Raw genomic sequence first — 20,259 nt, 5'->3', positions numbered from 1 at the left:
TCCGCGACTCGAATTTGAATCAAGCGAATCAAGGAAACAAGTCTTGTATTTCGATTTTTTTCTGGCAAATATCTTGCCTCTTGCGCGGGACCACACAGGTCCTTTTTTTATGCGCGGTTTAACTACGGCAATCTTCGACCACGCGGCTGATTTCGTTCCAGTTCGGTATGGCGAGCGGACGCAATCCGCCAACTTCAACCGCAAACCGGCCGCGGCTATAGGCAATCGCATCCAGAATTGCATCGCGTGGCATGATTTCGGCAGCCACATAGGGTGGCTCATTCGAAGCTTGAACCGGCTCAAAGGCTTTCATTGTCGAACTTGTGCGGATCAGGAACGTGCCACTATGTCCGCTGCCATTGACCGACAAATAGATGCGGCTGCGTGATCTGTCGCATCGCAAGGTCACCGTTGCATTGGCTCCGGCTGGGCCAAACAGTGCGAGCGAACCGCGCGCGTCAGTGCGGTATACCCAAGTTCCGGGGGCCAGCGGCCAATCAATCCACTCCCCGGTCGGGCGCACGGGTTTGGGGGCCTCGACAACCGCCGGGGGTGCTGGCTGTGGCTTAGGCTGCGGGACCGGCTCGGGCTTCGATGGCACACAGGCTGCAAGCGCAAGCAAAGGCAACAGGATCAAATGGTTCCAACGCATAGACAGCCTTATGGCCAATCGTGCGGCTTTGGGCTAGGCCCCAAATCATCATGGCAAAACCGAAAATCCGGATAGACCAACTGCTCGTCGAGCGCGGCCTCGCCGAAAGCCGGACCCGCGCACAGGCACTTGTCATGGCAGGGCATGTGATGCTGGGCGACAAAAAGGCAGGCAAGCCGGGGCTGCAGGTGGCCGAAGACGCAGAGGTCAGTGTCAAAGGACAGGAACATCCCTGGGTTTCGCGCGGGGGGATAAAGCTGGCGCATGCGCTCAACCAGTTCGGTATCGACGTGACCGGCACTGTCGCAATCGACGTCGGTTCTTCGACCGGCGGCTTCACCGATGTGTTGCTGAGCAAGGGGGCCACTAAGGTCTATGCCGTAGACAGCGGCACCAACCAGCTCGCCTGGAAATTGCGGCAGGACTCGCGCGTGGTGGTTCACGAACAGACCAGCGCGCGGATTTTGACCGCCGACCATATTCCGGAGCGGGTCGATCTGATCGTTTGCGATGCAAGCTTCATCAGCCTTGCCAAGGTTCTGGAAAGGCCGATGTCATTCGCCAAGCCCGGCGCGCAAATGGTTGCGCTGATTAAACCACAATTTGAAGCGGGGCGGGGAGAAGTTGGGAAAGGGGGCGTCGTGCGCGATGCAGCCATTCACAGCCGCGTGTGCGAAGAGGTATCAGCCTGGCTTGAGGATAGCGGCTGGGCGGTCAAGGGGTTGACCGAAAGCCCGATCACCGGCCCCAAGGGTAATGTCGAATTCCTGATCTGGTCGATCAAAACGGCAGGGTGACGTTCAGGCCGCGAGCGAACCTGCACCAACTTCGGGTAGCGAACTATCAAACAATGCTGCCACGATGCGGGCATAGGGACGCCCTGCTTCGGTCAGTTTGATAAAGCTGCCATCGCGAACCACTAGCCTGCGTTCTTCCAACTGATGTAGCGACGCCATCGAGGCGGGCTCTGCCAACAGGCATGAGGCATCAGCATGGCCCGAGCACAATAAATGTTCGATACGCGCTGCACGAACCCGATCGTTGGCATCGCGCAACAAACCGCGGCTTCCGGCTAGCCGGTGTTCACCGACAATCTGCCGGTAGACGCCGGGATTCTTTTCATTCTGGATGATGCGATCCGGAAACTGGCTGATCGCGCTGGCACCAAATCCGATCAGCACATCGGACTGATCGTCGGTAAAGCCTTGGAAATTTCGCCGCACCTTGCCTTCGGCGGCAGCTATCGCAAGCGAGTCATCGGGCAGCGCGAAATGATCAAATCCTATGGGCACATAGCCTTCAGACACCAGTCGTTCAAAACCAATCGCCGCCTGTTCGAACCGCGCCTCAATGCCGGGTAAGGCCGCTGCGTCGATGCGCTTTTGGCGCGGAAAGATATGCGGCAAATGCGCATAGCCGAACAGGGCAATGCGTGACGGCCGCATCCGCGCGACATGGTCCAGCGTACCAAGCAGGCTTTCATTGGTCTGATACGGCAAGCCATACATGAGGTCGAAATTAATCGAACGGATCCCCCGCGCGCGCAGCGACGCCATGCAGGTTTCGATCATCTCTACCGGCTGGATACGGCCAATCGCTGCCTGGATTTCGGCGTCAAAGCTTTGCACCCCGAAGCTGACACGATTTACCTGTGCGATTGCCAGCGTCATTGCCCATTCGAGGGTGAAGGCTCGCGGATCGATTTCGATCGAAATGTCGGGGCTGTTGCCACCGAACATCGTGACCAGACGGTCGACCAGCCGAACAAAGGCGACCGGTTCGATTGCATTGGGGCTCCCACCGCCAAAGGCGATGCGTTGCAGTTTGCCGCGCCCGCCAAGCAATTTGGCAACCAGTGACATTTCGGCCTCCAGCGCCTCTAGATAGGCATGCAGCCGCTGCGTGCGGCCTGCCGCGCCTGTGTTGCAGCCGCAGTACCAGCAGATCGACTGACAATAGGGAATATGCGCATAAAGCGAGATTGGCGTTCCCGAAACAACGCTGTTCAACGCCTCTGCTTGAGCGTCAGCATTGACCTTATCCGTGAATTGGGTGGCCGGCGGGTAGCTCGTATATCGCGGGACAGGCCGCGCCAACAGGTCCGGGAAGTAAGGCCACATAATCGCCTACTCCTAAGCAGAGGCGCCCATTCAGGCTTTGATCTCAGTCAATAACTTCCTTGTCATCGGTCAAGGACAAACCCTGCAACGACTCGTACCATTTGGGCTCCACTCGGAATTGCAGGGGAAGTTGCAATGCTGAAATCAGTAATCGTTCACATCCACGACGACAGCGGCCTTGATGGCCGTGTGTCGGCTGCACTCGACATTTGCCGCGCGCATGATGCCCATCTCACGTGCATGCATGTGACGCCTTATGGTGCATATGCGACGTTCGATCCAGCAGGCGGCATGTTCACCAGCGGCGTGTTGATCGAAGAATTGCGTAAAACGCAGGACGCGCTGCAGAAGCGCATCGAGGAGCGCCTGTCCAATGAAGATGTCCGCTGGGACTGGCAGGCCTTTGACGGCGATGTTGCGCAAACACTGGTTTCCGCATCATCGCTTGCCGATCTGGTCGTGCTTGGACAGGCTGGTCCGTCCAAGGGCGACATTGCCCATCCACTGCCCATCGTCGACGCAGTCGTCGTTCATGCCGGATGCCCGGTTCTGGTTGTCCCTACGGGCTGTGACAGGGTTGATCCCACCGCACCTGTGGTCGTTGGCTGGAATGCATCGGAACAGGCCGCACGCGCAATCCGCCATGCTTTGCCGACACTGCAAGCGGCCTCTGCGGTGCACTTGGTTTCGATCGGCAATGGCGGCGAGGACTTTCCTCAGCTTGGCGCTTCGGAATATTTGTCGCGCCACGGCATCGCGACCGAGTTGCACCAGTTGAAACCTGGCGTGCGCGATACCGATGATGTGCTGCACCAATTCGCGCTTGATCATGGCGCAGGTTGTATCCTGATCGGCGCCTATGGCCATTCACGGCTGCGTGAAACGCTGCTCGGCGGCGTCACCCGCTATCTGACGATGCAGTCGCGCATTCCGCTGATGTTGTCGCGCTGAACCATCTGGAAAGGATGAAGTCATGACCACCAATGTCGGAAATGCTGACCGTATCCTGCGTATCGTCGCAGGGATAATTTTGATTTCGCTCGTCTTTGTCGGGCCGAAAACTGTCTGGGGATGGGTGGGGCTCGTCCCGCTCTTCACCGGGCTCTTCCGCTGGTGTCCGGCCTATAGTCTGGTCGGACTGAACACCTGCAAAAAACCATAACCCAACGCTCACAGGGAGTTACATAATGAGCACCAAGATAAAAACGATTTCCTCACTCGCTCTCCTGATGGCTGGAATGGCGGCAACCCCCGCCATGGCCGAAGCAGGCGACACCTTCATCCGCGTCCGCGGAATTGTCGTTGCCCCGAATGAAGATTCGACCGGTATCACCCCGGCATTCCCGACTGAAACCGTGTCGGTCGACAATGCTGTCGCACCGGAAGTCGATATCACCCATATGCTGAGCAACAATGTCGGCATCGAACTGATCGCTGCCACGACCAAGCACAGCGTATCGGGCACAACTGGAACCACCGGCGGCATCGGCAAGCTCGCTTCCACCTGGGTGCTGCCGCCAACCCTGACGCTGCAATATCATTTCGCACCCGAAGCCAAGGTGCGCCCCTATGTCGGCGCAGGCGTCAACTGGACCCTGTTCTACAAGGAAAAGGCATCGAACGGCCTTGAAGCCGCTGTCGGCCAGACCAACGTCAATCTGAGCAGCAGCTTTGGCTGGGCGGCGCAGGCCGGGATCGACATCGATCTGAACGAGAAGATGTTCCTCAACTTCGACGTCAAATATATCAAGATGGACACCAATGCCCGCCTCAACACGACCGCCGCAGGCGTGCAGCGCGTAGGCGTGGACATTGACCCGCTCGTCTTTGGCGTGGGCGTGGGCTTCAAGCTCTAACCCCGCATAACCTCCTCCTCCCTATGGGGCGGGTTCGCAAGAGCCCGCCTCTTTTTTGTTGGGCTGGTGCGGCTGCAGGCTGATGAGTGGTGGGAGACGGCGAACTCAGCAGCAATCGTCTTGGCTGTCGGTTTGGTTCTTTTTGCGCCGGTCATTGGCCGCGTGGCAGCCCTTGTTGCAGCAACCATGGTCGCTGGGCTGCGTTGGATCGGCAGGGATATCGATACGATCCATCCCGCCCATGCAGTTGGACACCATGATTGAACGCGCCTGCGCCTCAGCCGGGATCGGCATGGAAAGCGCCAGCGACGCGAGCAGCGCAACCCACGGATTTACGCGACGCTCAATCATCGACTGGTCCTTCGTCGTCGATCAGGATGCGCAAGGCAGCGCCGTCAAGATCTTCAAACTGCCCGCTGCGCAGCGACCAGAAAAAGGCCCCCAATCCCAGCAGACCAAGGCCCAATGCTATCGGTATCAGAACGAGGATGCCGGTCATTTGGCTGCCCCCTTCAACCGCAATGCATTGGCGACAACGATGATCGACGAACCGGACATGGCCAGTGCGGCGATAAGTGGCGTGACCAGCCCCATAATCGCCAAGGGCACTGCGATCACATTATAGCCAATAGCCAGCACAAAATTCTGGCGAACAATCCGTTGGGTGGCACGGGCCGCACGGATCGCGATGGTGACGGGCAAAAGGCTGTCGCCCATGAACACGGCATCCGCCGCATTCTGCCCCGCATCGCTGGCCGAAGCCGGGGCAAGGGATGCGTGCCCGGCTGCCAAGGCAGGGCCATCATTCAGGCCATCGCCGATCATCAACACCTTGTGACCGGCGGAGGAAAGTCGCGAAATCGTGTCCAGCTTGTCCTGCGGGTGCATGCCGGTCTGCGCGGTCAGGCCCAATTCCCGCGCAACGGGCTGGACAGCCTCGGCGCGGTCACCGGAAACGATGCTGCTTTCGATGCCCAGCGCCTGCAATTGGCGCAGCGCCGATTGCACGTCAGGGCGCACGCCGTCTTCAAAAGTCAGGACAATCGCCGGTGCATCGCCCTGCCGGAATTGCACGGCCAGCGACGCACCGGCGCTCCTCGCATCGGGGCGCTCAAGACGGACCCTCTCCGATCCGTAAAGCGCCTCGACCCCTTGACCGGCAATTTCCTGGATATCTGTGATGTCAGCCGCAGCCACGCCTTCTGCTTCCAGCGCACGACGCAAGGCTTGCGAGAGCGGATGGCGGCTGTTGCGCGCCAAGCCCAGCGCGACAGGTTTGGCCGATGCGGGAAGCGCCTCGCGGTTCACCAATTCTGGGCGGCCCAAAGTCAAGGTTCCTGTCTTGTCGAACAGCGCCCGATCCACTTCCGCCAACCGCTCGAGCGCTGAGCCGTCTTTGACCAGTATGCCCTTTTTCATCAGTGCGCCGGCGGTGACGATTTGCGCGGCAGGAACGGCCAGCCCCAAAGCACAGGGGCAGGTGATAATCAGTACCGCAACTGCGATCAGCAACGACTGGTGCCATCCGGCCCCCGCCAGCATCCAGCCAGCGAAGCTGAGCAAGGCGAGCGTATGCACGGCGGGTGCATAATAGCGCGCGGCACGGTCTGCTATGCGGACGTAGCGCGACTTGGATTGCCCGGCATCCTCCATCAGCCGCGCAATGTCGGCGAGCGCGGTGGCTGCACCTGTGGCCGTTATCCGGACTTCCACGGGTGCATCGACGTTGAGCGTTCCGGCGTGAACAATGTCACCTACCGCCACCAAGACCGGAACCGATTCCCCGGTAAGCAACGACAGGTCGAATTGCGACCGTCCTTTTATGACGATCCCGTCTGCCGCCAACCGCTCTCCTGCGGCAACCAGCATAACCATTCCGGTCTTAAGCGCATCGGCGTTGACCCAGCCCGATGTGCCATCCTCCGCCAGCACCAAGGCACCTGCGGCCTTGTGCTTGAGCAGCGCCGAGACGCCATCCCGCGCGCGATCGCGCATCACGCTGTCGAGCCAGCGTCCGGTGAGCAGGAAGAAGAGCAGCATCACGACGCCGTCGAAATAGGCATGAGGGCCGCTGACAAAGGTTTCGTGCAGCGACAGCGCCGTCGTCAGGGTGACACCGATTGCTATCGGCACATCCATATTGGTGCGCCGGTTCTTGAGCGCGTTCCAGGCAGAGCGGAAGAATGGCCGCCCCGAATAGGCGACGGTGGGCAGGGCTATCAGCGCCGACAGCCAGTGGAACAGGTCTTTCGTGCCTCCCGTAGCCCCTGACCAGACCGAGACCGAAAGCAGCATGATGTTCATCATCGCAAAGCCGGCAACGGCCATCGCCTTTAGCAGCTCACGGCTGCTTTCATCGGAGAAGCCCGCGAGCTCATCCCCTAGCGGCTGCGATTCAAAGCCCAGCGCTGCAATCGCACGCTGGATTTCGGGGATCGTGGTTTCGGGCAGATGGCTGATTGCCACCCGCTTTGCCGTGAAATTGACGCGGGCAGCAGCAATCCCCGGCACTTGCGTCAACCCGGTTTCGATCTTTGAAATGCACCCCGCACAGCGCATCCCCGGCACCGCAAACAGCGTTTCCGGCAGTGCACTTATCGATGCCTGGGGTGCAGGTGCGTTCATTTCACGTCGGTGATTGTACGATAATGGTCAGCGTCACGGCGCATTTCGAAGTGGAGCGTCCAGCGGCCAGTAGGCAGCGCCTCGGCGGAAAGCCAATTGCCCTCACCCTGCGGTTCAAAGCGTAGCGCCTGTTCGGGCGCGCGGCCCAGCGGATGAATGGCGCGCGCCGATATGACAAAGCCCTGCCCGGCTGCGCCATTGTCAGCGACCTTTAAAGCAACCTTGCCGCCTGCGACACGCGATGCGGCAATCGACCAGCCCAATTTGCTCTGGCGGTCGGCCTCGGCCAGCCATTCATTGTAGTTCTGGCTGGCCACATAGCTGTTGTCGACCACGGTGCCCCCAAAGGTACCGATGGCGACCTTCGCCATGTAGATGTTGACCGCGATCACGATTCCGAAAAAGCCGATCAGGATGGCTGCCATATGATAGCCGGTAAAAGGCTTGCGCGTCATATCTGTCATTGTCCTGTCTCCGGCCTTTCAAAGCGCACGCTATCGCTGTCGCCGCGTTCATTACCCGTCAGCGCAACGGCCTGGATTTCGAAATCGGTACGTGCCGAGCCTTCGGTCGGGGCGACGACAAACAAGCGAACTTTCTGCACCGTATCGGGCGCGACCGAGACCTTCACCCTATCGGTTGCAGTTTCGCGCGTTCCGGTGCTGGTCCATGCGACGGCGCCCGGCAGCCCCTTGACCACCAGTTCAACCTCGCGCTGGCGGGTTTCCATGTTGCGCACTTTGACGGTGTAATTGTTGCGGATTGAGCCGTCCGACAGCTGCACATAAAGCGGGTTACGGTCATGCTGGACGGTAAGGTCGAGCCGGGTACGCTGCCCCAGCGTGAACAGCATCGCGAGTCCGATCAGGCACCAGATGCCAAAATAGACCAGAGTGCGCGGGCGGAACAATGTCTTCAGCGTCGGATGCGCCGTGCCGCCCGCCTTTTCGGTCGCGACATCATCGAGCGTCAGATAATCGATCAGACCGCGGGGGCGGCCAATCTGCTCCATCACACTGTCGCAAGCGTCGATGCAAAGCGCACAGGTAATGCAGCCGATCTGCGGCCCTTCGCGAATGTCTATGCCCGTCGGGCAGACGGCAACACATTGATTGCAATCGATGCAGTCGCCAAAGGCACCGGGCTGGGTCTCTGCCTTTTTCACAGAGCCGCGCGGTTCACCGCGCCATTCGCGATAGGTAACGATCAGCGACTTTTCGTCCATCATCGCGGTCTGAATGCGCGGCCAAGGGCACATATAGACGCACACCTGTTCGCGCATGAAGCCGCCGAAGATGAAGGTCGTGGCGGTCAGCACGCCCACTGTTGCATAGGCCACCGGTGCCGCCTGACCGGTCCAGAAATCGACCGTCAGCGTTGGTGCGTCGGCAAAATACATGATCCACGCGCCGCCGGTCCAAAAGGCGATGAACAGATAGATGGACCATTTGGCCAAGCGCTTGAAGATTTTCTCCGGCCCCCACGGTGCCTTTTCGAGGCGGATCTGCGCGTTGCGGTCACCATCGACGAAGCGGTCGACATGCTGGAAAAGATCGGTCCACACAGTCTGCGGGCAGGCATAGCCGCACCAGGCACGGCCAACAGCGCTGGTCACCAAAAACAGGCCGATGCCTGCCATCACCAGCAATCCAGCTACATAATAAAATTCATGCGGCCAGATTTCGATGTTGAACATGTAGAAACGGCGATTGGCGAGATCGACCAATACGGCCTGATCGGGGGCGTGCGGCCCCCGATCCCATCTTATCCACGGCGTGACATAATAGATGGCCAAAGTGACGGCCATGATCGCCCATTTGAAACGCCGGAAGAAGCCATCGACCGACTTGGGGTAGACGCCCTTGCGCTTTTCGTAGAGCGGGTTGTCTGCCCCAATCAGGTCATCAAGGTTGGCCATTGGCCGCCTTAGCCTCCATCGTTGCGGGTGCAGCGGCAGGTGCCGCAGCAGCCGGAGTGGCTTCACCGCCGCCCAGCGAATAGACATAGGCCGCGAGCATCTTGATCGTAGCCGCGTCGAGCTTGTCATTCCAGCGCGGCATCACGCCCTGACGGCTATACTTGACCGTCTCGGTCAGCGTCGCCTTATCACCCCCGTAGAGCCAGATACCATCAGCCAGATTTGGCGCACCAAATTCGCGCAATCCCTTGCCATCGGCACCGTGGCACGACGCGCAATTGGTGGCGAACAGTTCGGCACCCTTGGCATTGGGCTTGGCCTTGCCAGACAGCGACTGGACATGACCGACAACCGACGCGATTTCCGAAGGTGTCAGTACGCCGTCAAAGGCAGGCATGGCCGAAACCCGCGTTTCGGGATGATCCGGATTCCGGATACCATGCGTCAATGTATAATGGATTGCGGCAATATCGCCGCCCCACAGCCAATCATCGTCGTTCAGGTTCGGATAGCCCTTGGAACCAATCGCACCCGAGCCGTGGCACTGTACGCAATGCACCTTGAACGCGGCAGCACCACCGGCAACTGCACCCTGATACAGTTTCTGGTCGGCAACCAGTTGCTCGACCGGAATGGCGGCCAGCGCATTCACCAACGGCGCACGCTTCACATCGGCTGCCTGCATTTCCGCAGCCAACTGCCCCCGGCTCGTCCAGCCCAGCATCCCCTTTGTCGCGCTATCAACCAGCGGCCATGCCGGGTACATAATGACATAGGCCAGCGCCCAGATGATCGTCAGGTAAAAGGTCCACAACCACCAGCGCGGCAGCGGTGTATTCAGTTCCTCGATACCGTCCCATTCATGGCCGACAAAGGCCGTGCCCGTGGGCTGGTCGATACGTTGGGTGTCGTCACCAGGTTTTTTAGCCATTGTCGTCGTCCCTGAAAATCATGTTCGCCGCAGCGTCATGGTCGCGGCTTGCCCCCTTGCGAAATGTCCAGCCGACGAGCCCCAGAAAGAGGAGGACAGTAAATACCAGCCCCCAGCTGTCGGCAAATGCGCGTGCGGATTCATAATTCATTTCGCTGCCTCCGCATTCGGCACCTGCTGTGCAGCCGCTTTCTTGTGGTCAACCAGCGTGCCCAGCATCTGCAGATATGCAACCAAGGCATCCATTTCGGTGACGCGTGACGGATCCCCGTCATAGTCGCGGATCTGGACCTTTGCGTAGCGCTTCTTCAGACCTTCGCTGTCGGCATTGGGATCGGCCTGTGCGACCAAGTCAGCATTCGCCTCGGCAATCGCTTCCTTGCTGTAAGGGACGCCGACCCGGCTCAACGCGGTCAGATGCTTGGTCATATCACCGGCATTGAGATCGCGTTCGGCAAGGAAGGCATAAGGTGGCATGATCGATTCAGGCACAACCGCGCGCGGGTCTTTCAAGTGCGCGCGGTGCCATTCATCTGAATAACGCCCGCCGACCCGCGCCAGATCAGGCCCGGTACGCTTCGATCCCCATTGGAACGGGTGGTCGTACATGCTTTCCGCTGCCAGGCTGTAGGGGCCATAACGCTCCACCTCATCGCGGAACGGACGGACCATCTGGCTGTGGCAGACATAGCAGCCTTCGCGCATGTAGATGTTGCGACCGGCCTGCTCCAGCGGAGTGTAAGGGCGCATCCCGTCCACTTTCTCTATGGTCGAGTCGATCCAGAAGAGCGGTGTAATCTGCACCAGCCCGCCGATCGCTACGGTCACAAGGGCGAAGAGGCCAAGCAAGGCAACGTTGCGCTCCAGCTTGCCATGTTCAATAATTCTGAAAGCCATTGTCGTTGCTCCTTATTCGGCCGGTACGGCAACCGCCGGGCGGTCCGCTTCAGGATTGTGGGGTGTTTCGGTCATCGGCAGCTCCTCACGGAGCGGCGAACCGGCGATCGTCTTCCAGATGTTGACCGTCATCACCAAGGCACCTGCAAGGTAGAGCAAGCCGCCAAAGGCGCGGATCAAATACATCGGGAACATCGCATCGACCGTTTCGACGAAGGAGTAGACGAGATAACCGTCCGCTCCATATTCGCGCCACATCAGGCCCTGCATGATGCCCGAGACCCACATGGCCGAGGCGTAGAAAACGATCCCTGCGCTCGCCAGCCAGAAGTGCCAGTTGACCATACGCAGCGAATAGAGGCGCTGGCGGTTCCACAGCCGCGGTGCAAGGAAGTAGAGGCAACCGAAGGTCACCATGCCATTCCAGCCAAGAGCGCCAGAGTGGACGTGGCCGATGGTCCAGTCGGTATAGTGCGACAGGCTGTTCACTGCCTTGATCGACAGCATCGGACCTTCAAAGGTCGACATGCCGTAAAAGGCAAGGCTCATCACGAACATGCGGGTAATCGGATCGGTACGGATCTTGTCCCAGGCGCCGTTGAGCGTCATCAGACCGTTGATCATCCCGCCCCAGCTCGGCATCCACAACATGATCGAGAAGACCATGCCCAGCGTCTGCGCCCAATCGGGCAACGCCGTATAGTGCAAATGGTGCGGACCAGCCCAGATATAGAGGAAGATCAGCGACCAGAAGTGGATGATCGACAGGCGATAGCTGTAGACCGGCCGTTCGGCCTGCTTCGGCACGAAATAATACATCATCGCCAAGAAGCCTGCGGTCAGGAAGAAGCCCACCGCGTTATGCCCATACCACCATTGGGTCAGCGCATCCTGTACGCCGGCAAAGGCGCTGTAGCTTTTCGTGCCGAGCAGACTGGCTGGCATCGACAGGTTGTTGACCAGATGCAGCATTGCGATGGTGATGATGAAGGCCAGGTAGAACCAGTTGGCCACATAGATATGCGGCTCCTTGCGGCGCAGAATCGTCCCTACGAACACCGCCAGATAGGACACCCAGACCACTGTCAGCCAGAGGTCGACATACCATTCAGGTTCCGCATATTCGCGGGCCTCGGTAACGCCGAGCAGATAGCCTGTCGCCGCCAATACGATGAACAGCTGGTAGCCCCAGAAGACAAACCGGGCGAGACCGGGGAAGGCAAGTCTCGCCCGGCACGTGCGCTGAACCACGTAGAAACTGGTCGCAATCAGCGCATTTCCTCCGAACGCGAAGATAACCGCCGACGTATGCAGCGGCCGCAAGCGTCCGAAAGTCGTGAATTCCAGATTGAGATTGAGAGCCGGGAAAGCGAGTTGCAGCGCGATATACAGGCCAGCCAGAAATCCGGCCAAGCCCCAGAAAATTGTCGCAATCACCCCGAGCCGGATCAGATCGTCATCATAGGTCGATGCGGCCTGTGACGACAACGCCGGATAGCGTTGGGTGATGAAATCAAATCCCTTTGCGCTGGCAAAGGCGGCAATCAAAGCAGCAAGGCAGGCAATGCTCATATGAACCGAAAAGGCCCAATCCGCACTGGCTGCCGCCGCAAGGAGCAAGGCCAAAGCTATGGCCAACCAAGCCCCGCCCCGCATCATCAATCTTTCCATGATATTTCCCCGTTACTTTTCCCCTTGGACAGGGGAATTGGCATCAAAGCGCATCGCAACGACCGCGCGAGTCCGCATTGACCTAAGTCAAGCAATCAGACTTGCACATTTTGCAACTGCCGTCAGGCAGCTGTTGCGATGTTCTCTAGCCTGCGGCGGTCCTTGATGACGACGCTGCGCCGGTCGGGCAATTCAATGATTTCAGCCTCTTTCAGCTTGGTAAGCTGACGGCTGACCGTTTCGATGGTGAGGCCAAGCAGATCACCCATCTGTTGGCGATCCATCGGTAATTCGAACTTGTCGAGGAAGGGGGCAATGGCACTGCACCCAACAGCGCCAAGGCGGTCGGATATTTCGATCAGCAATGTGGCGATCCGCTCGCTCGCGGTCTTGCGACCGAGCAACATCATCCATTGCCGCGCACGGTCGAGCTCATCAAGCGTGCGTTGGAGCAGCTTGTGCTGCAGGTCGGGATGCTCCTTCGCGAAGCCATCAAATGCGGTGCGCGTGAAGATGCACACCTCGGCATCGGTCAACGCCGTAACCCCGTACGGGCTTTCCTTGCCAAAAGGTCGGCCGATAAAATCTGATGGAAAAACAACGCCTACAATCTGTTCGCGGCCATCCTGCGTCGATACCGACAGCTTTAAAACGCCCTGAATGACATTGGCAACGACAAGCGATTCATCGCCTTCCCAGACCAGCGTCTGGCCGCGCGTTACATTTTGCTTGCGCCCCAATTTGCTAAGCACGGCCAATTCATCAGGCATCAACGCCGAACAAATCGCGCGGTTCCGGACCAGGCAGGTATCGCAATCGGACATAGCTTTGCGCTATCCCTATGTGGCAGCGGGTGCAATCGTAAAAAAGCTTTTCCCCTTCGGCGAAGTGATTAGACCTCTACTCCCAATAATAGGGTAACCGCTTCCGCGTGCCGGTAACTTCCTCATTCAACGTCGCCGCATCGAACAAACGTCCCCCGATCATCACTTTGGATACCTTGTCCGAATTGCGGATGTCGGCGCTTGGATCAGCATCCAGAACGACCAGGTCAGCGAGCTTTCCTGCCTCGATCGAGCCGACATCCCTGTCATAGCCCAGCGAACGCGCAGCTTCGATCGTTCCGGCAGCCAGTGCCTCAACCGGCGTCATGCCGCCCCGGACGAAGGACCAAAGCTCCCAATGGGCGGCAATTCCGGCCTCTTGACCATGCGCACCGATAGCCACTGGAACGCCAAGCTTGGCCAATTTATGGGCTTCGCGAGCGCTGTCATCGTCGACATAATCCTCTTCCGGTGCTATTTCGCGGCGTGCATTATTGGCAGCCAGCACCTCGGGCGGCTGGTGCTTTTGCAGTAATGGGTGACGGAACACATCGGAATGCGCACGCCAATAGGGGTCGGCCGCCGGACCGCCATAAGTCACAACCAGAGTGGGCGTGTAACCGACCTTTGACTTTGAATAAAATTGCAGCACGTCGTCATAAAACACGCCAAGCGGGATGTTGTGCTCGACTGTAGTGTTGCCATCGGCAATCAGCGTCATATCCATGCCAAAGAGCGATCCACCTTCGGCGACCGAGCGGATATTTTCCTTAAGCGCGGCGGCCACAACCTGTTGCCGTTGCTCCCGCCGGGGCTGATTATAGTTTTTAACGCTATGCGCGCCTTGCGACTTCAAGCGCCGGACATGCGCCAGCGCGTCGTCAAAACTATCGATCTGCGCATAGACGTCCGTAGCCTTGGCACCGTAAACGATTTCGCCGGTCGAAAAACTTCGCGGACCGATAATCAGACCCGCGCGTTGCATTTCGAGCGCGGGGAAGGCGGTGGCCGCACTACTTGAAGGGTCGTGCCGCGTTGTGATCCCCATGGCCAGCTCAAGCATGTTGACCCAATTTTGCTGCGGGGTGAATTCGTCAACGCCATGCGGGCCGTGCGCATGGGCATCGACCAAACCCGGGATGATTGTCTTGCCAGTGACTTCGACGGTTTTAGCAGTCGCCGGGATGGAGACTTCGCCCGCACGGCCTACCGCCTTGATCCGGTCATTCTCGACCAGGAGGACGCCGTTGTCGATGATGCCGCCATTCTTGTCGGTCATACTCACAATCCGCGCACCTGTGAACGCGACCAGGCCCGATGGGCGGGCGGCCTTAACAGGCATCGACAGAGAAAGCCCAGTCTTGGGCGGCTCGAATTTCGCAGGTTTGGCGTCCTTGGCAAGCGGGCCCGACGGGAAAAATGCCGCAGTTTGGGCCTGGAACAAGGTCGGCCCTATCGCCCAGTACAGGCGATCGCCGCCACCACTCCAATGAATATAGTCCGCACCACCACTGCTGACTTTTACAACGGGTAGCGGTCCTCCGGATGAGCTTGCCCCGACCTCTTGCGTTCCGGGCATTAGTGGCATGGCAAAGGCTTCATAATTCTGCCGGAATGCCACATTCTGGCCATCGGGCGACACCTCGAAAACTGTGGCCAGTTCGCCCGATGCATGTATACGCTTGGCTTCACCATTGAAATCGACGCTTACCAGCTGCCGTTTGTTCTGTCCGGCTTCGGTATAGTAGATTCTATCGTTCAGATTGCCGAAGTGCGGTGATGATCCTCCTTTTGTTACACGTGTCGCAACACCTCCGGTCGCTGCGATCCGGTAGATCCCTGCTTCGTCCGACTGGCGGTTGGAAACAAGCCCGCCGCCCTGTGCCTTTTCGTACACAATGGTTTTACCATCAGGTGAAAAACGTGGTCGGGCATAGTGGCCGGATTGCTGGGTCAGTTTACGCGACGTGCCGCCGGACGCTGCAACCGACCGGATTTCACCCAGCCCTTTGTCAGTCCAGGCAACATATATAACGGTCTTACCATCCCGCGACCAGCTGGGATAAGCCTCCATCTCGTCAACCGCCGAAGTCAGTCTTCTCGCTGAGCCTCCTGCGGCGGGCTTTACCCAGAGCTTGCCCAAGGTTTCGAAAACAACATTGCGGCCATCAGGCGAAGCAACCACACCGCGCGGCATGCGGGTCTCAAATTCTGCAGGAGCCACTTCAACGGGCGGCCGGGGCGGATCAATGACCGCACGGCTGTCGGTGATGCGGAACGGAATCTCACTCACATTTCCACTCGACCAGTCGAGTTTGCGGATTTTACCACCCGCCCAGAAATACAGGCTTTTTGAATCCGGTGCCCAATCCATATTGGGATAGACGCCGGTGACGGCCCAGGTCTCCTGCACATCCTGATCGAGCGCATCATAAACCTTGCGCTCATCACCGCTCGATAGGTCTTTAATGTAAAGCTTGGATTTGGTGCGCTCACGCCGAACAAAGGCGATTTTGGTTCCGTCGGGGGATGGTGTCGGACGCACCGATCCGCCGGCACCCGACACTGCTGTCTCGGTTTCCCCAGTTTCCAGATCATAGCGTTCGATATCGAACACGCGACCGTTGGAATCCTGCGCATATTGGAAAATCGGGCCCGGCGTTACATTTCGGGTAAAATAGATATAGCGACCGTCAGGGGCGAAGATGGGTTCACCCAATTCTTTCTGATGCTGCTCATTGGGCTTTTTCACCAAAGGCACACCACCCCCGCCCGAAACATGATATAGCCACACTTCACCTGTTCCGAGCGAACGACCTGTTGTGAAATGCTTTTTCGCGACAATGAACCTGCCATCCGGGCTCCAGCTGGGCTGGTTGAGCAACCGGAATTCCTCTTTGGTCAACTGCCGTTTGTCAGAACCATCTGCGTTCATTATCCAGATATTGTCGCCACCCCCACGATCCGAAGTAAAGGCAATCCGTTTACCATCGGGCGAAAAACGCGGTTGGGTTTCATAAGGCAAGCCATCGGCAATACGCGTGGGAGTGCCGCCGGATACTGGAATAGTGTAAATGTCGCCGAGCAGATCGAAAGCGAGCATCCTCCCATCGGGACTGGCGTCGATATTCATCCAGGAGCCTTCACCGACGTCGATGGCAACCTCTCGTGTCGTCAGCCCCGGCGGGGCAGCAACATCCCATTTTACGGACTTGTCGTCTGCGGATGCCGAATCTGCGTAAGCCACATGGCTGGATGAAAACAGCATAGCTGCCCCCGCCCACAAGGCTGCTTTGTGAATATGCTGCATTTTCATTCCCCGCATTTAAAACACTGGTTTGCAAGCTGTCACGGCTAGGGCAACACTGCAAGCGGAGAGGAGGGGTTTCGATATGTGCTGCTATGATTTCGGCGAACAGCAACAAAAAAAGCCCGACCAAAGGCCGGGCTGTTAAATCTGGTTGCGGGAGTAGGATTTGAACCTACGACCTTCAGGTTATGAGCCTGACGAGCTACCGGGCTGCTCCATCCCGCGCCACCAAAGTCGAACCAGCAATTTGCTGATTCAAAAAGAAAAAAGGCGACCGCCGAACTCACGTCCGGTGCCGCCTTTTTGAAACTGTGAATGGGTTTTCCCTCGTGCTTTACAAAGCGCCGGCTGCAATGCCTGGCGACGCCCTACTCTTCCAACGCTTAAGCGGTAGTACCATCGGCGCAATCAGGTTTCACGGCCGAGTTCGAGATGGGATCGGGTGGGTCACTGACGCTATGGTCACCAAGCAATGAAGCAGGCGCTTTGTCTACAAAAGGGTTTTAAATCGAAGCCCGTGCTGGTCTGAATATATTATCCAACCATTGGCAGTCTGTTTCCAGAACTGTCGTTGATGGTGGGACTCAAAAGTGCGAAAAGAGTAATTAGGATTGGTTAGCTTCACGCATTACTGCGCTTCCACACCCAACCTATCAACGTAGTGGTCTACTACGACTCGATGAAATCTAATCTTGAGGGAGGCTTCCCGCTTAGATGCTTTCAGCGGTTATCCCGTCCATACATAGCTACCCTGCTGCGCGGCTGGCGCCACGACAGGTACACCAGAGGTATGTTCATCCCGGTCCTCTCGTACTAGGGACAACTCCTCTCAAATTTCGACGCCCACGGCAGATAGGGACCAAACTGTCTCGCGACGTTCTGAACCCAGCTCACGTACCACTTTAATTGGCGAACAGCCAAACCCTTGGGACCTGCTCCAGCCCCAGGATGTGATGAGCCGACATCGAGGTGCCAAACGATTCCGTCGATATGAGCTCTTGGGAATCATCAGCCTGTTATCCCCGGCGTACCTTTTATCCGTTGAGCGATGGCCCTTCCACGAGGGACCACCGGATCACTATGACCGACTTTCGTCTCTGCTCGACTCGTCAGTCTCGCAGTCAGGCAGGCTTATGCCATTGCACTCTAACAGCCGGTTTCCAACCGGCCTGAGCCTACCATCGCGCGCCTCCGTTACTCTTTAGGAGGCGACCGCCCCAGTCAAACTACCCGCCACAGAGGGTCCCTGTACCGGATAACGGTACGAGGTTAGACATCAGAAACAAACAGGGTGGTATTTCACATTGTGGCTCCACATCAGCTGGCGCCAATGCTTCAAAGCCTCCCACCTATTCTACACAGTTTATTCCTAATGCCACTCTGAAGCTGCAGTAAAGGTGCACGGGGTCTTTCCGTCTAACCGCGGGTACTCCGCATCTTCACGGAGAATTCAATTTCGCTGAGCATATCCTGGAGACAGTGGGGAAGTCGTTACGCCATTCGTGCAGGTCGGAACTTACCCGACAAGGAATTTCGCTACCTTAGGACCGTTATAGTTACGGCCGCCGTTTACCGGGGCTTCAATTCGGAGCTTGCACTCCTCCTCTTAACCTTCCGGCACCGGGCAGGCGTCAGACCCTATACGTCGTCTTGAAGCCGACTTAGCAGAGCCCTGTGTTTTTGCTAAACAGTCGCTACCCCCTGGCCTGTGCCCCCCCACACTGGTTGCCCAATGTGAGGGCCTCCTTCTTCCGAAGGTACGGAGGCAATTTGCCGAGTTCCTTCAGGATACTTCTCTCAAGCGCCTTGGTATACTCTACCTGACCACCTGTGTCGGTTTCGGGTACGGTCTATACGGTGGGGCTATTTCCTGGAACCTCTTCGAAGCCAGTCCAATCCAATAAGGACTGACAACTCACGAGATCCGTCACACACCACCAGGCCCACGAATATTAACGTGGTTCCCATCGACTACCCCCTTCGGGCTCGTCTTAGGGGCCGGCTTACCCTGCTCAGATTAGCTTTAAGCAGGAACCCTTGGTCTTTCGGCGAGAGGGCATCTCACCCTCTTTATCGCTACTCATGTCTGCATTCGCACTTCCGATACCTCCACGACCCATTACCAGATCGCTTCAACGGCCTACGGAACGCTCCGCTACCGCGTGATCCGAAGATCACACCCTAAGCTTCGGTGCATCACTTTAGCCCCGTTACATTTTCGCCGCAGGATCTCTTATTTAGACCAGTGAGCTGTTACGCTTTCTTTAAAGGATGGCTGCTTCTAAGCCAACCTCCTGGTTGTTTTGGAAATCCCACATGCTTTACCACTTAGTGATGACTTGGGGACCTTAGCTGTAGGTTAGGGCTGTTTCCCTTTTGACGACGGACCTTAGCACCCGCCGTCTGTCTCCCGGACTAACTCGATGGTATTCGGAGTTTGGTTAGAATTGGTAGATCTCGCGACCCCCGCATCCATCCAGTGCTCTACCCCCATCGGAAAACATCCGAGGCACTACCTCAATAGTTTTCGCGGAGAACCAGCTATTTCCCGGCTTGATTGGCCTTTCACCCCTAAACACAACTCATCCGATAATTTTTCAACATTAAACGGTTCGGTCCTTCAGTGCATGTTACTGCACCTTCAACCTGGTCATGCCTAGATCGCCGGGTTTCGGGTCTAATGCATCATACTCAGTCGCCCTATTCAGACTCGCTTTCGCTGCGCCTACACCTAACGGCTTAAGCTTGCATGATACATTAAGTCACAGACCCATTATGCAAGAGGTACGCTGTCACCCCATAAAGAGGCTCCAACTGCTTGTAAGCATTCGGTTTCAGGTACTATTTCACTCCCCTCATCGGGGTGCTTTTCACCTTTCCCTCACGGTACTGGTTCGCTATCGGTCATGTACGAGTATTTAGGCTTGGAGGGTGGTCCCCCCATGTTCAGACAGGATTTCACGTGTCCCGCCCTACTCAAGTCCTTGTTGATCATTTTCGCATACGGGACTGTCACCCGCTATGGTCAAACTTTCCAGAATGTTCTGCTAATTCACAACAAGGCACTGGCCTGGTCCGCGTTCGCTCGCCACTACTAACGGAATCTCTGTTGATGTCTTTTCCTCCGGGTACTGAGATGTTTCAGTTCTCCGGGTTCGCTTCACTAACCCTATTTTATTCAGGAAAGTGATATCCTTCCTATTTAACTCCAACCCTGATTGCTCAGGAGTGAAATTAAATAGTGAGGATGGGTTTCCCCATTCGGAAATCGCGGGATCAAAGCTTGCTCACAGCTCCCCCACGCTTATCGCAGCGTGCCACGTCCTTCGTCGCCTGTACATGCCAAGGCATCCACCAAATGCTCTTACCTCACACTTGAGAGTCCACACCACCAACGACAATACTGGACGGGCAAGCCCGACCAAATCACCTTTGGTTATGCGGATAATATTATC

Annotated in this window: 17 protein-coding genes, 1 tRNA gene and 2 rRNA genes; 4 read left to right on the top strand and 16 right to left on the bottom strand. The window is 57.5% G+C overall.

Going from position 1 to position 20,259, the window contains the following annotated elements; all coding sequences use genetic code 11:
* Positions 1-118 precede the first annotated feature (118 nt).
* A complete protein-coding gene (locus tag DXH95_RS12750; protein WP_115549898.1) occupies positions 119-652 on the bottom strand; it encodes a hypothetical protein in 534 nt (177 codons plus the stop codon).
* A gap of 50 nt (positions 653-702) precedes the next feature.
* On the opposite strand from DXH95_RS12750, the gene DXH95_RS12745 reads away from it, so the two are divergent.
* Positions 703-1,449: a TlyA family RNA methyltransferase gene (locus DXH95_RS12745; protein ID WP_115549897.1), complete on the top strand. Its 747-nt coding sequence runs from the start codon at positions 703-705 to the stop codon at positions 1,447-1,449.
* Between the two features lie 3 nt (positions 1,450-1,452).
* Here DXH95_RS12745 and hemN read toward each other — a convergent pair whose 3' ends face one another.
* Positions 1,453-2,772 (bottom strand): oxygen-independent coproporphyrinogen III oxidase, encoded by a 1,320-nt coding sequence (gene hemN / locus DXH95_RS12740; protein ID WP_115549896.1) that lies wholly within the window; start codon positions 2,770-2,772, stop codon positions 1,453-1,455.
* A gap of 135 nt (positions 2,773-2,907) precedes the next feature.
* Between hemN and DXH95_RS12735 the strand changes: the two genes are divergently transcribed.
* The 3 genes from DXH95_RS12735 to DXH95_RS12725 are packed head-to-tail and all read left to right on the top strand — an operon-like array spanning position 2,908 to position 4,628.
* The gene (locus DXH95_RS12735; protein WP_115549895.1) at positions 2,908-3,723 is read left to right on the top strand and encodes a universal stress protein; all 816 of its coding nucleotides are present in this window, start codon (positions 2,908-2,910) and stop codon (positions 3,721-3,723) included.
* Positions 3,724-3,745: 22 nt separating this feature from the next.
* The gene (locus DXH95_RS12730; protein WP_115549894.1) at positions 3,746-3,934 is read left to right on the top strand and encodes a YgaP family membrane protein; all 189 of its coding nucleotides are present in this window, start codon (positions 3,746-3,748) and stop codon (positions 3,932-3,934) included.
* Positions 3,935-3,959: 25 nt separating this feature from the next.
* Entirely contained in the window at positions 3,960-4,628 is a 669-nt protein-coding gene (locus DXH95_RS12725; protein WP_115549893.1) for an OmpW/AlkL family protein, read from the top strand.
* Between the two features lie 105 nt (positions 4,629-4,733).
* Here the strand turns inward: DXH95_RS12725 and DXH95_RS12720 are convergent, their stop codons facing one another.
* From DXH95_RS12720 to DXH95_RS12655, 14 genes are all read right to left on the bottom strand, one after another.
* Positions 4,734-4,979, bottom strand: a complete 246-nt coding sequence (locus DXH95_RS12720; RefSeq protein WP_115549892.1) for a hypothetical protein — start codon at positions 4,977-4,979, stop codon at positions 4,734-4,736.
* A complete protein-coding gene (ccoS, locus tag DXH95_RS12715) occupies positions 4,972-5,127 on the bottom strand; it encodes a cbb3-type cytochrome oxidase assembly protein CcoS (protein WP_115549891.1) in 156 nt (51 codons plus the stop codon). Before ccoS ends, DXH95_RS12720 begins: the two co-directional genes overlap by 8 nt.
* Positions 5,124-7,253: a heavy metal translocating P-type ATPase gene (locus tag DXH95_RS12710; protein WP_115549890.1), complete on the bottom strand. Its 2,130-nt coding sequence runs from the start codon at positions 7,251-7,253 to the stop codon at positions 5,124-5,126. The genes ccoS and DXH95_RS12710 overlap by 4 nt, the downstream gene beginning before the upstream one ends.
* Entirely contained in the window at positions 7,250-7,717 is a 468-nt protein-coding gene (locus DXH95_RS12705; protein ID WP_239016642.1) for a FixH family protein, read from the bottom strand. Before DXH95_RS12705 ends, DXH95_RS12710 begins: the two co-directional genes overlap by 4 nt.
* A complete protein-coding gene (gene ccoG, locus DXH95_RS12700; protein WP_115549889.1) occupies positions 7,714-9,171 on the bottom strand; it encodes a cytochrome c oxidase accessory protein CcoG in 1,458 nt (485 codons plus the stop codon). The genes DXH95_RS12705 and ccoG overlap by 4 nt, the downstream gene beginning before the upstream one ends.
* Complete coding sequence (gene ccoP, locus DXH95_RS12695; RefSeq protein WP_115549888.1) at positions 9,158-10,102, bottom strand: cytochrome-c oxidase, cbb3-type subunit III; 945 nt, start codon at positions 10,100-10,102, stop codon at positions 9,158-9,160. The genes ccoG and ccoP overlap by 14 nt, the downstream gene beginning before the upstream one ends.
* Positions 10,095-10,253 carry a cbb3-type cytochrome c oxidase subunit 3 gene (locus tag DXH95_RS12690; RefSeq protein WP_115549887.1) on the bottom strand — a complete coding sequence of 53 codons (159 nt, stop codon included), beginning with the start codon at positions 10,251-10,253 and terminating at the stop codon, positions 10,095-10,097. Before DXH95_RS12690 ends, ccoP begins: the two co-directional genes overlap by 8 nt.
* Positions 10,250-10,999: a cytochrome-c oxidase, cbb3-type subunit II gene (gene ccoO / locus DXH95_RS12685; protein WP_115549886.1), complete on the bottom strand. Its 750-nt coding sequence runs from the start codon at positions 10,997-10,999 to the stop codon at positions 10,250-10,252. The genes DXH95_RS12690 and ccoO overlap by 4 nt, the downstream gene beginning before the upstream one ends.
* A 12-nt stretch (positions 11,000-11,011) precedes the next feature.
* Positions 11,012-12,670, bottom strand: a complete 1,659-nt coding sequence (ccoN, locus tag DXH95_RS12680; RefSeq protein ID WP_115549885.1) for a cytochrome-c oxidase, cbb3-type subunit I — start codon at positions 12,668-12,670, stop codon at positions 11,012-11,014.
* Between the two features lie 122 nt (positions 12,671-12,792).
* Complete coding sequence (locus DXH95_RS12675; RefSeq protein ID WP_115549884.1) at positions 12,793-13,494, bottom strand: Crp/Fnr family transcriptional regulator; 702 nt, start codon at positions 13,492-13,494, stop codon at positions 12,793-12,795.
* A gap of 76 nt (positions 13,495-13,570) precedes the next feature.
* A complete protein-coding gene (locus DXH95_RS12670) occupies positions 13,571-16,804 on the bottom strand; it encodes an amidohydrolase family protein (RefSeq protein ID WP_239016641.1) in 3,234 nt (1,077 codons plus the stop codon).
* Between the two features lie 148 nt (positions 16,805-16,952).
* Positions 16,953-17,029 (bottom strand) — tRNA-Met (locus DXH95_RS12665).
* Positions 17,030-17,159: 130 nt separating this feature from the next.
* Positions 17,160-17,274, bottom strand: a 5S ribosomal RNA gene (rrf, locus tag DXH95_RS12660).
* A 116-nt stretch (positions 17,275-17,390) separates the two neighbouring features.
* Positions 17,391-20,181, bottom strand: a 23S ribosomal RNA gene (locus DXH95_RS12655).
* Positions 20,182-20,259: the final 78 nt, after the last annotated feature.

It is taken from the genome of Sphingorhabdus pulchriflava, from assembly GCF_003367235.1.
GTDB lineage: Bacteria > Pseudomonadota > Alphaproteobacteria > Sphingomonadales > Sphingomonadaceae > Sphingorhabdus_B > Sphingorhabdus_B pulchriflava.
The sequence above is the reverse complement of the archived record's forward strand: the minus strand, read 5'-3'. Positions and strand labels throughout refer to the sequence as shown.

Bases quoted from the DNA above. Each gene is read 5' to 3' on its own strand.
- DXH95_RS12750 (WP_115549898.1), bottom strand. From the start codon at position 652: ATGCGTTGGAACCATTTGATCCTGTTGCCTTTGCTTGCGCTTGCAGCC.
- DXH95_RS12745 (WP_115549897.1), top strand. From the start codon at position 703: ATGGCAAAACCGAAAATCCGGATAGACCAACTGCTCGTCGAGCGCGGC.
- hemN (WP_115549896.1), bottom strand. From the start codon at position 2,772: ATGTGGCCTTACTTCCCGGACCTGTTGGCGCGGCCTGTCCCGCGATAT.
- DXH95_RS12735 (WP_115549895.1), top strand. From the start codon at position 2,908: ATGCTGAAATCAGTAATCGTTCACATCCACGACGACAGCGGCCTTGAT.
- DXH95_RS12730 (WP_115549894.1), top strand. From the start codon at position 3,746: ATGACCACCAATGTCGGAAATGCTGACCGTATCCTGCGTATCGTCGCA.
- DXH95_RS12725 (WP_115549893.1), top strand. From the start codon at position 3,960: ATGAGCACCAAGATAAAAACGATTTCCTCACTCGCTCTCCTGATGGCT.
- DXH95_RS12720 (WP_115549892.1), bottom strand. From the start codon at position 4,979: ATGATTGAGCGTCGCGTAAATCCGTGGGTTGCGCTGCTCGCGTCGCTG.
- ccoS (WP_115549891.1), bottom strand. From the start codon at position 5,127: ATGACCGGCATCCTCGTTCTGATACCGATAGCATTGGGCCTTGGTCTG.
- DXH95_RS12710 (WP_115549890.1), bottom strand. From the start codon at position 7,253: ATGAACGCACCTGCACCCCAGGCATCGATAAGTGCACTGCCGGAAACG.
- DXH95_RS12705 (WP_239016642.1), bottom strand. From the start codon at position 7,717: ATGACAGATATGACGCGCAAGCCTTTTACCGGCTATCATATGGCAGCC.
- ccoG (WP_115549889.1), bottom strand. From the start codon at position 9,171: ATGGCCAACCTTGATGACCTGATTGGGGCAGACAACCCGCTCTACGAA.
- ccoP (WP_115549888.1), bottom strand. From the start codon at position 10,102: ATGGCTAAAAAACCTGGTGACGACACCCAACGTATCGACCAGCCCACG.
- DXH95_RS12690 (WP_115549887.1), bottom strand. From the start codon at position 10,253: ATGAATTATGAATCCGCACGCGCATTTGCCGACAGCTGGGGGCTGGTA.
- ccoO (WP_115549886.1), bottom strand. From the start codon at position 10,999: ATGGCTTTCAGAATTATTGAACATGGCAAGCTGGAGCGCAACGTTGCC.
- ccoN (WP_115549885.1), bottom strand. From the start codon at position 12,670: ATGGAAAGATTGATGATGCGGGGCGGGGCTTGGTTGGCCATAGCTTTG.
- DXH95_RS12675 (WP_115549884.1), bottom strand. From the start codon at position 13,494: ATGTCCGATTGCGATACCTGCCTGGTCCGGAACCGCGCGATTTGTTCG.
- DXH95_RS12670 (WP_239016641.1), bottom strand. From the start codon at position 16,804: ATGCAGCATATTCACAAAGCAGCCTTGTGGGCGGGGGCAGCTATGCTG.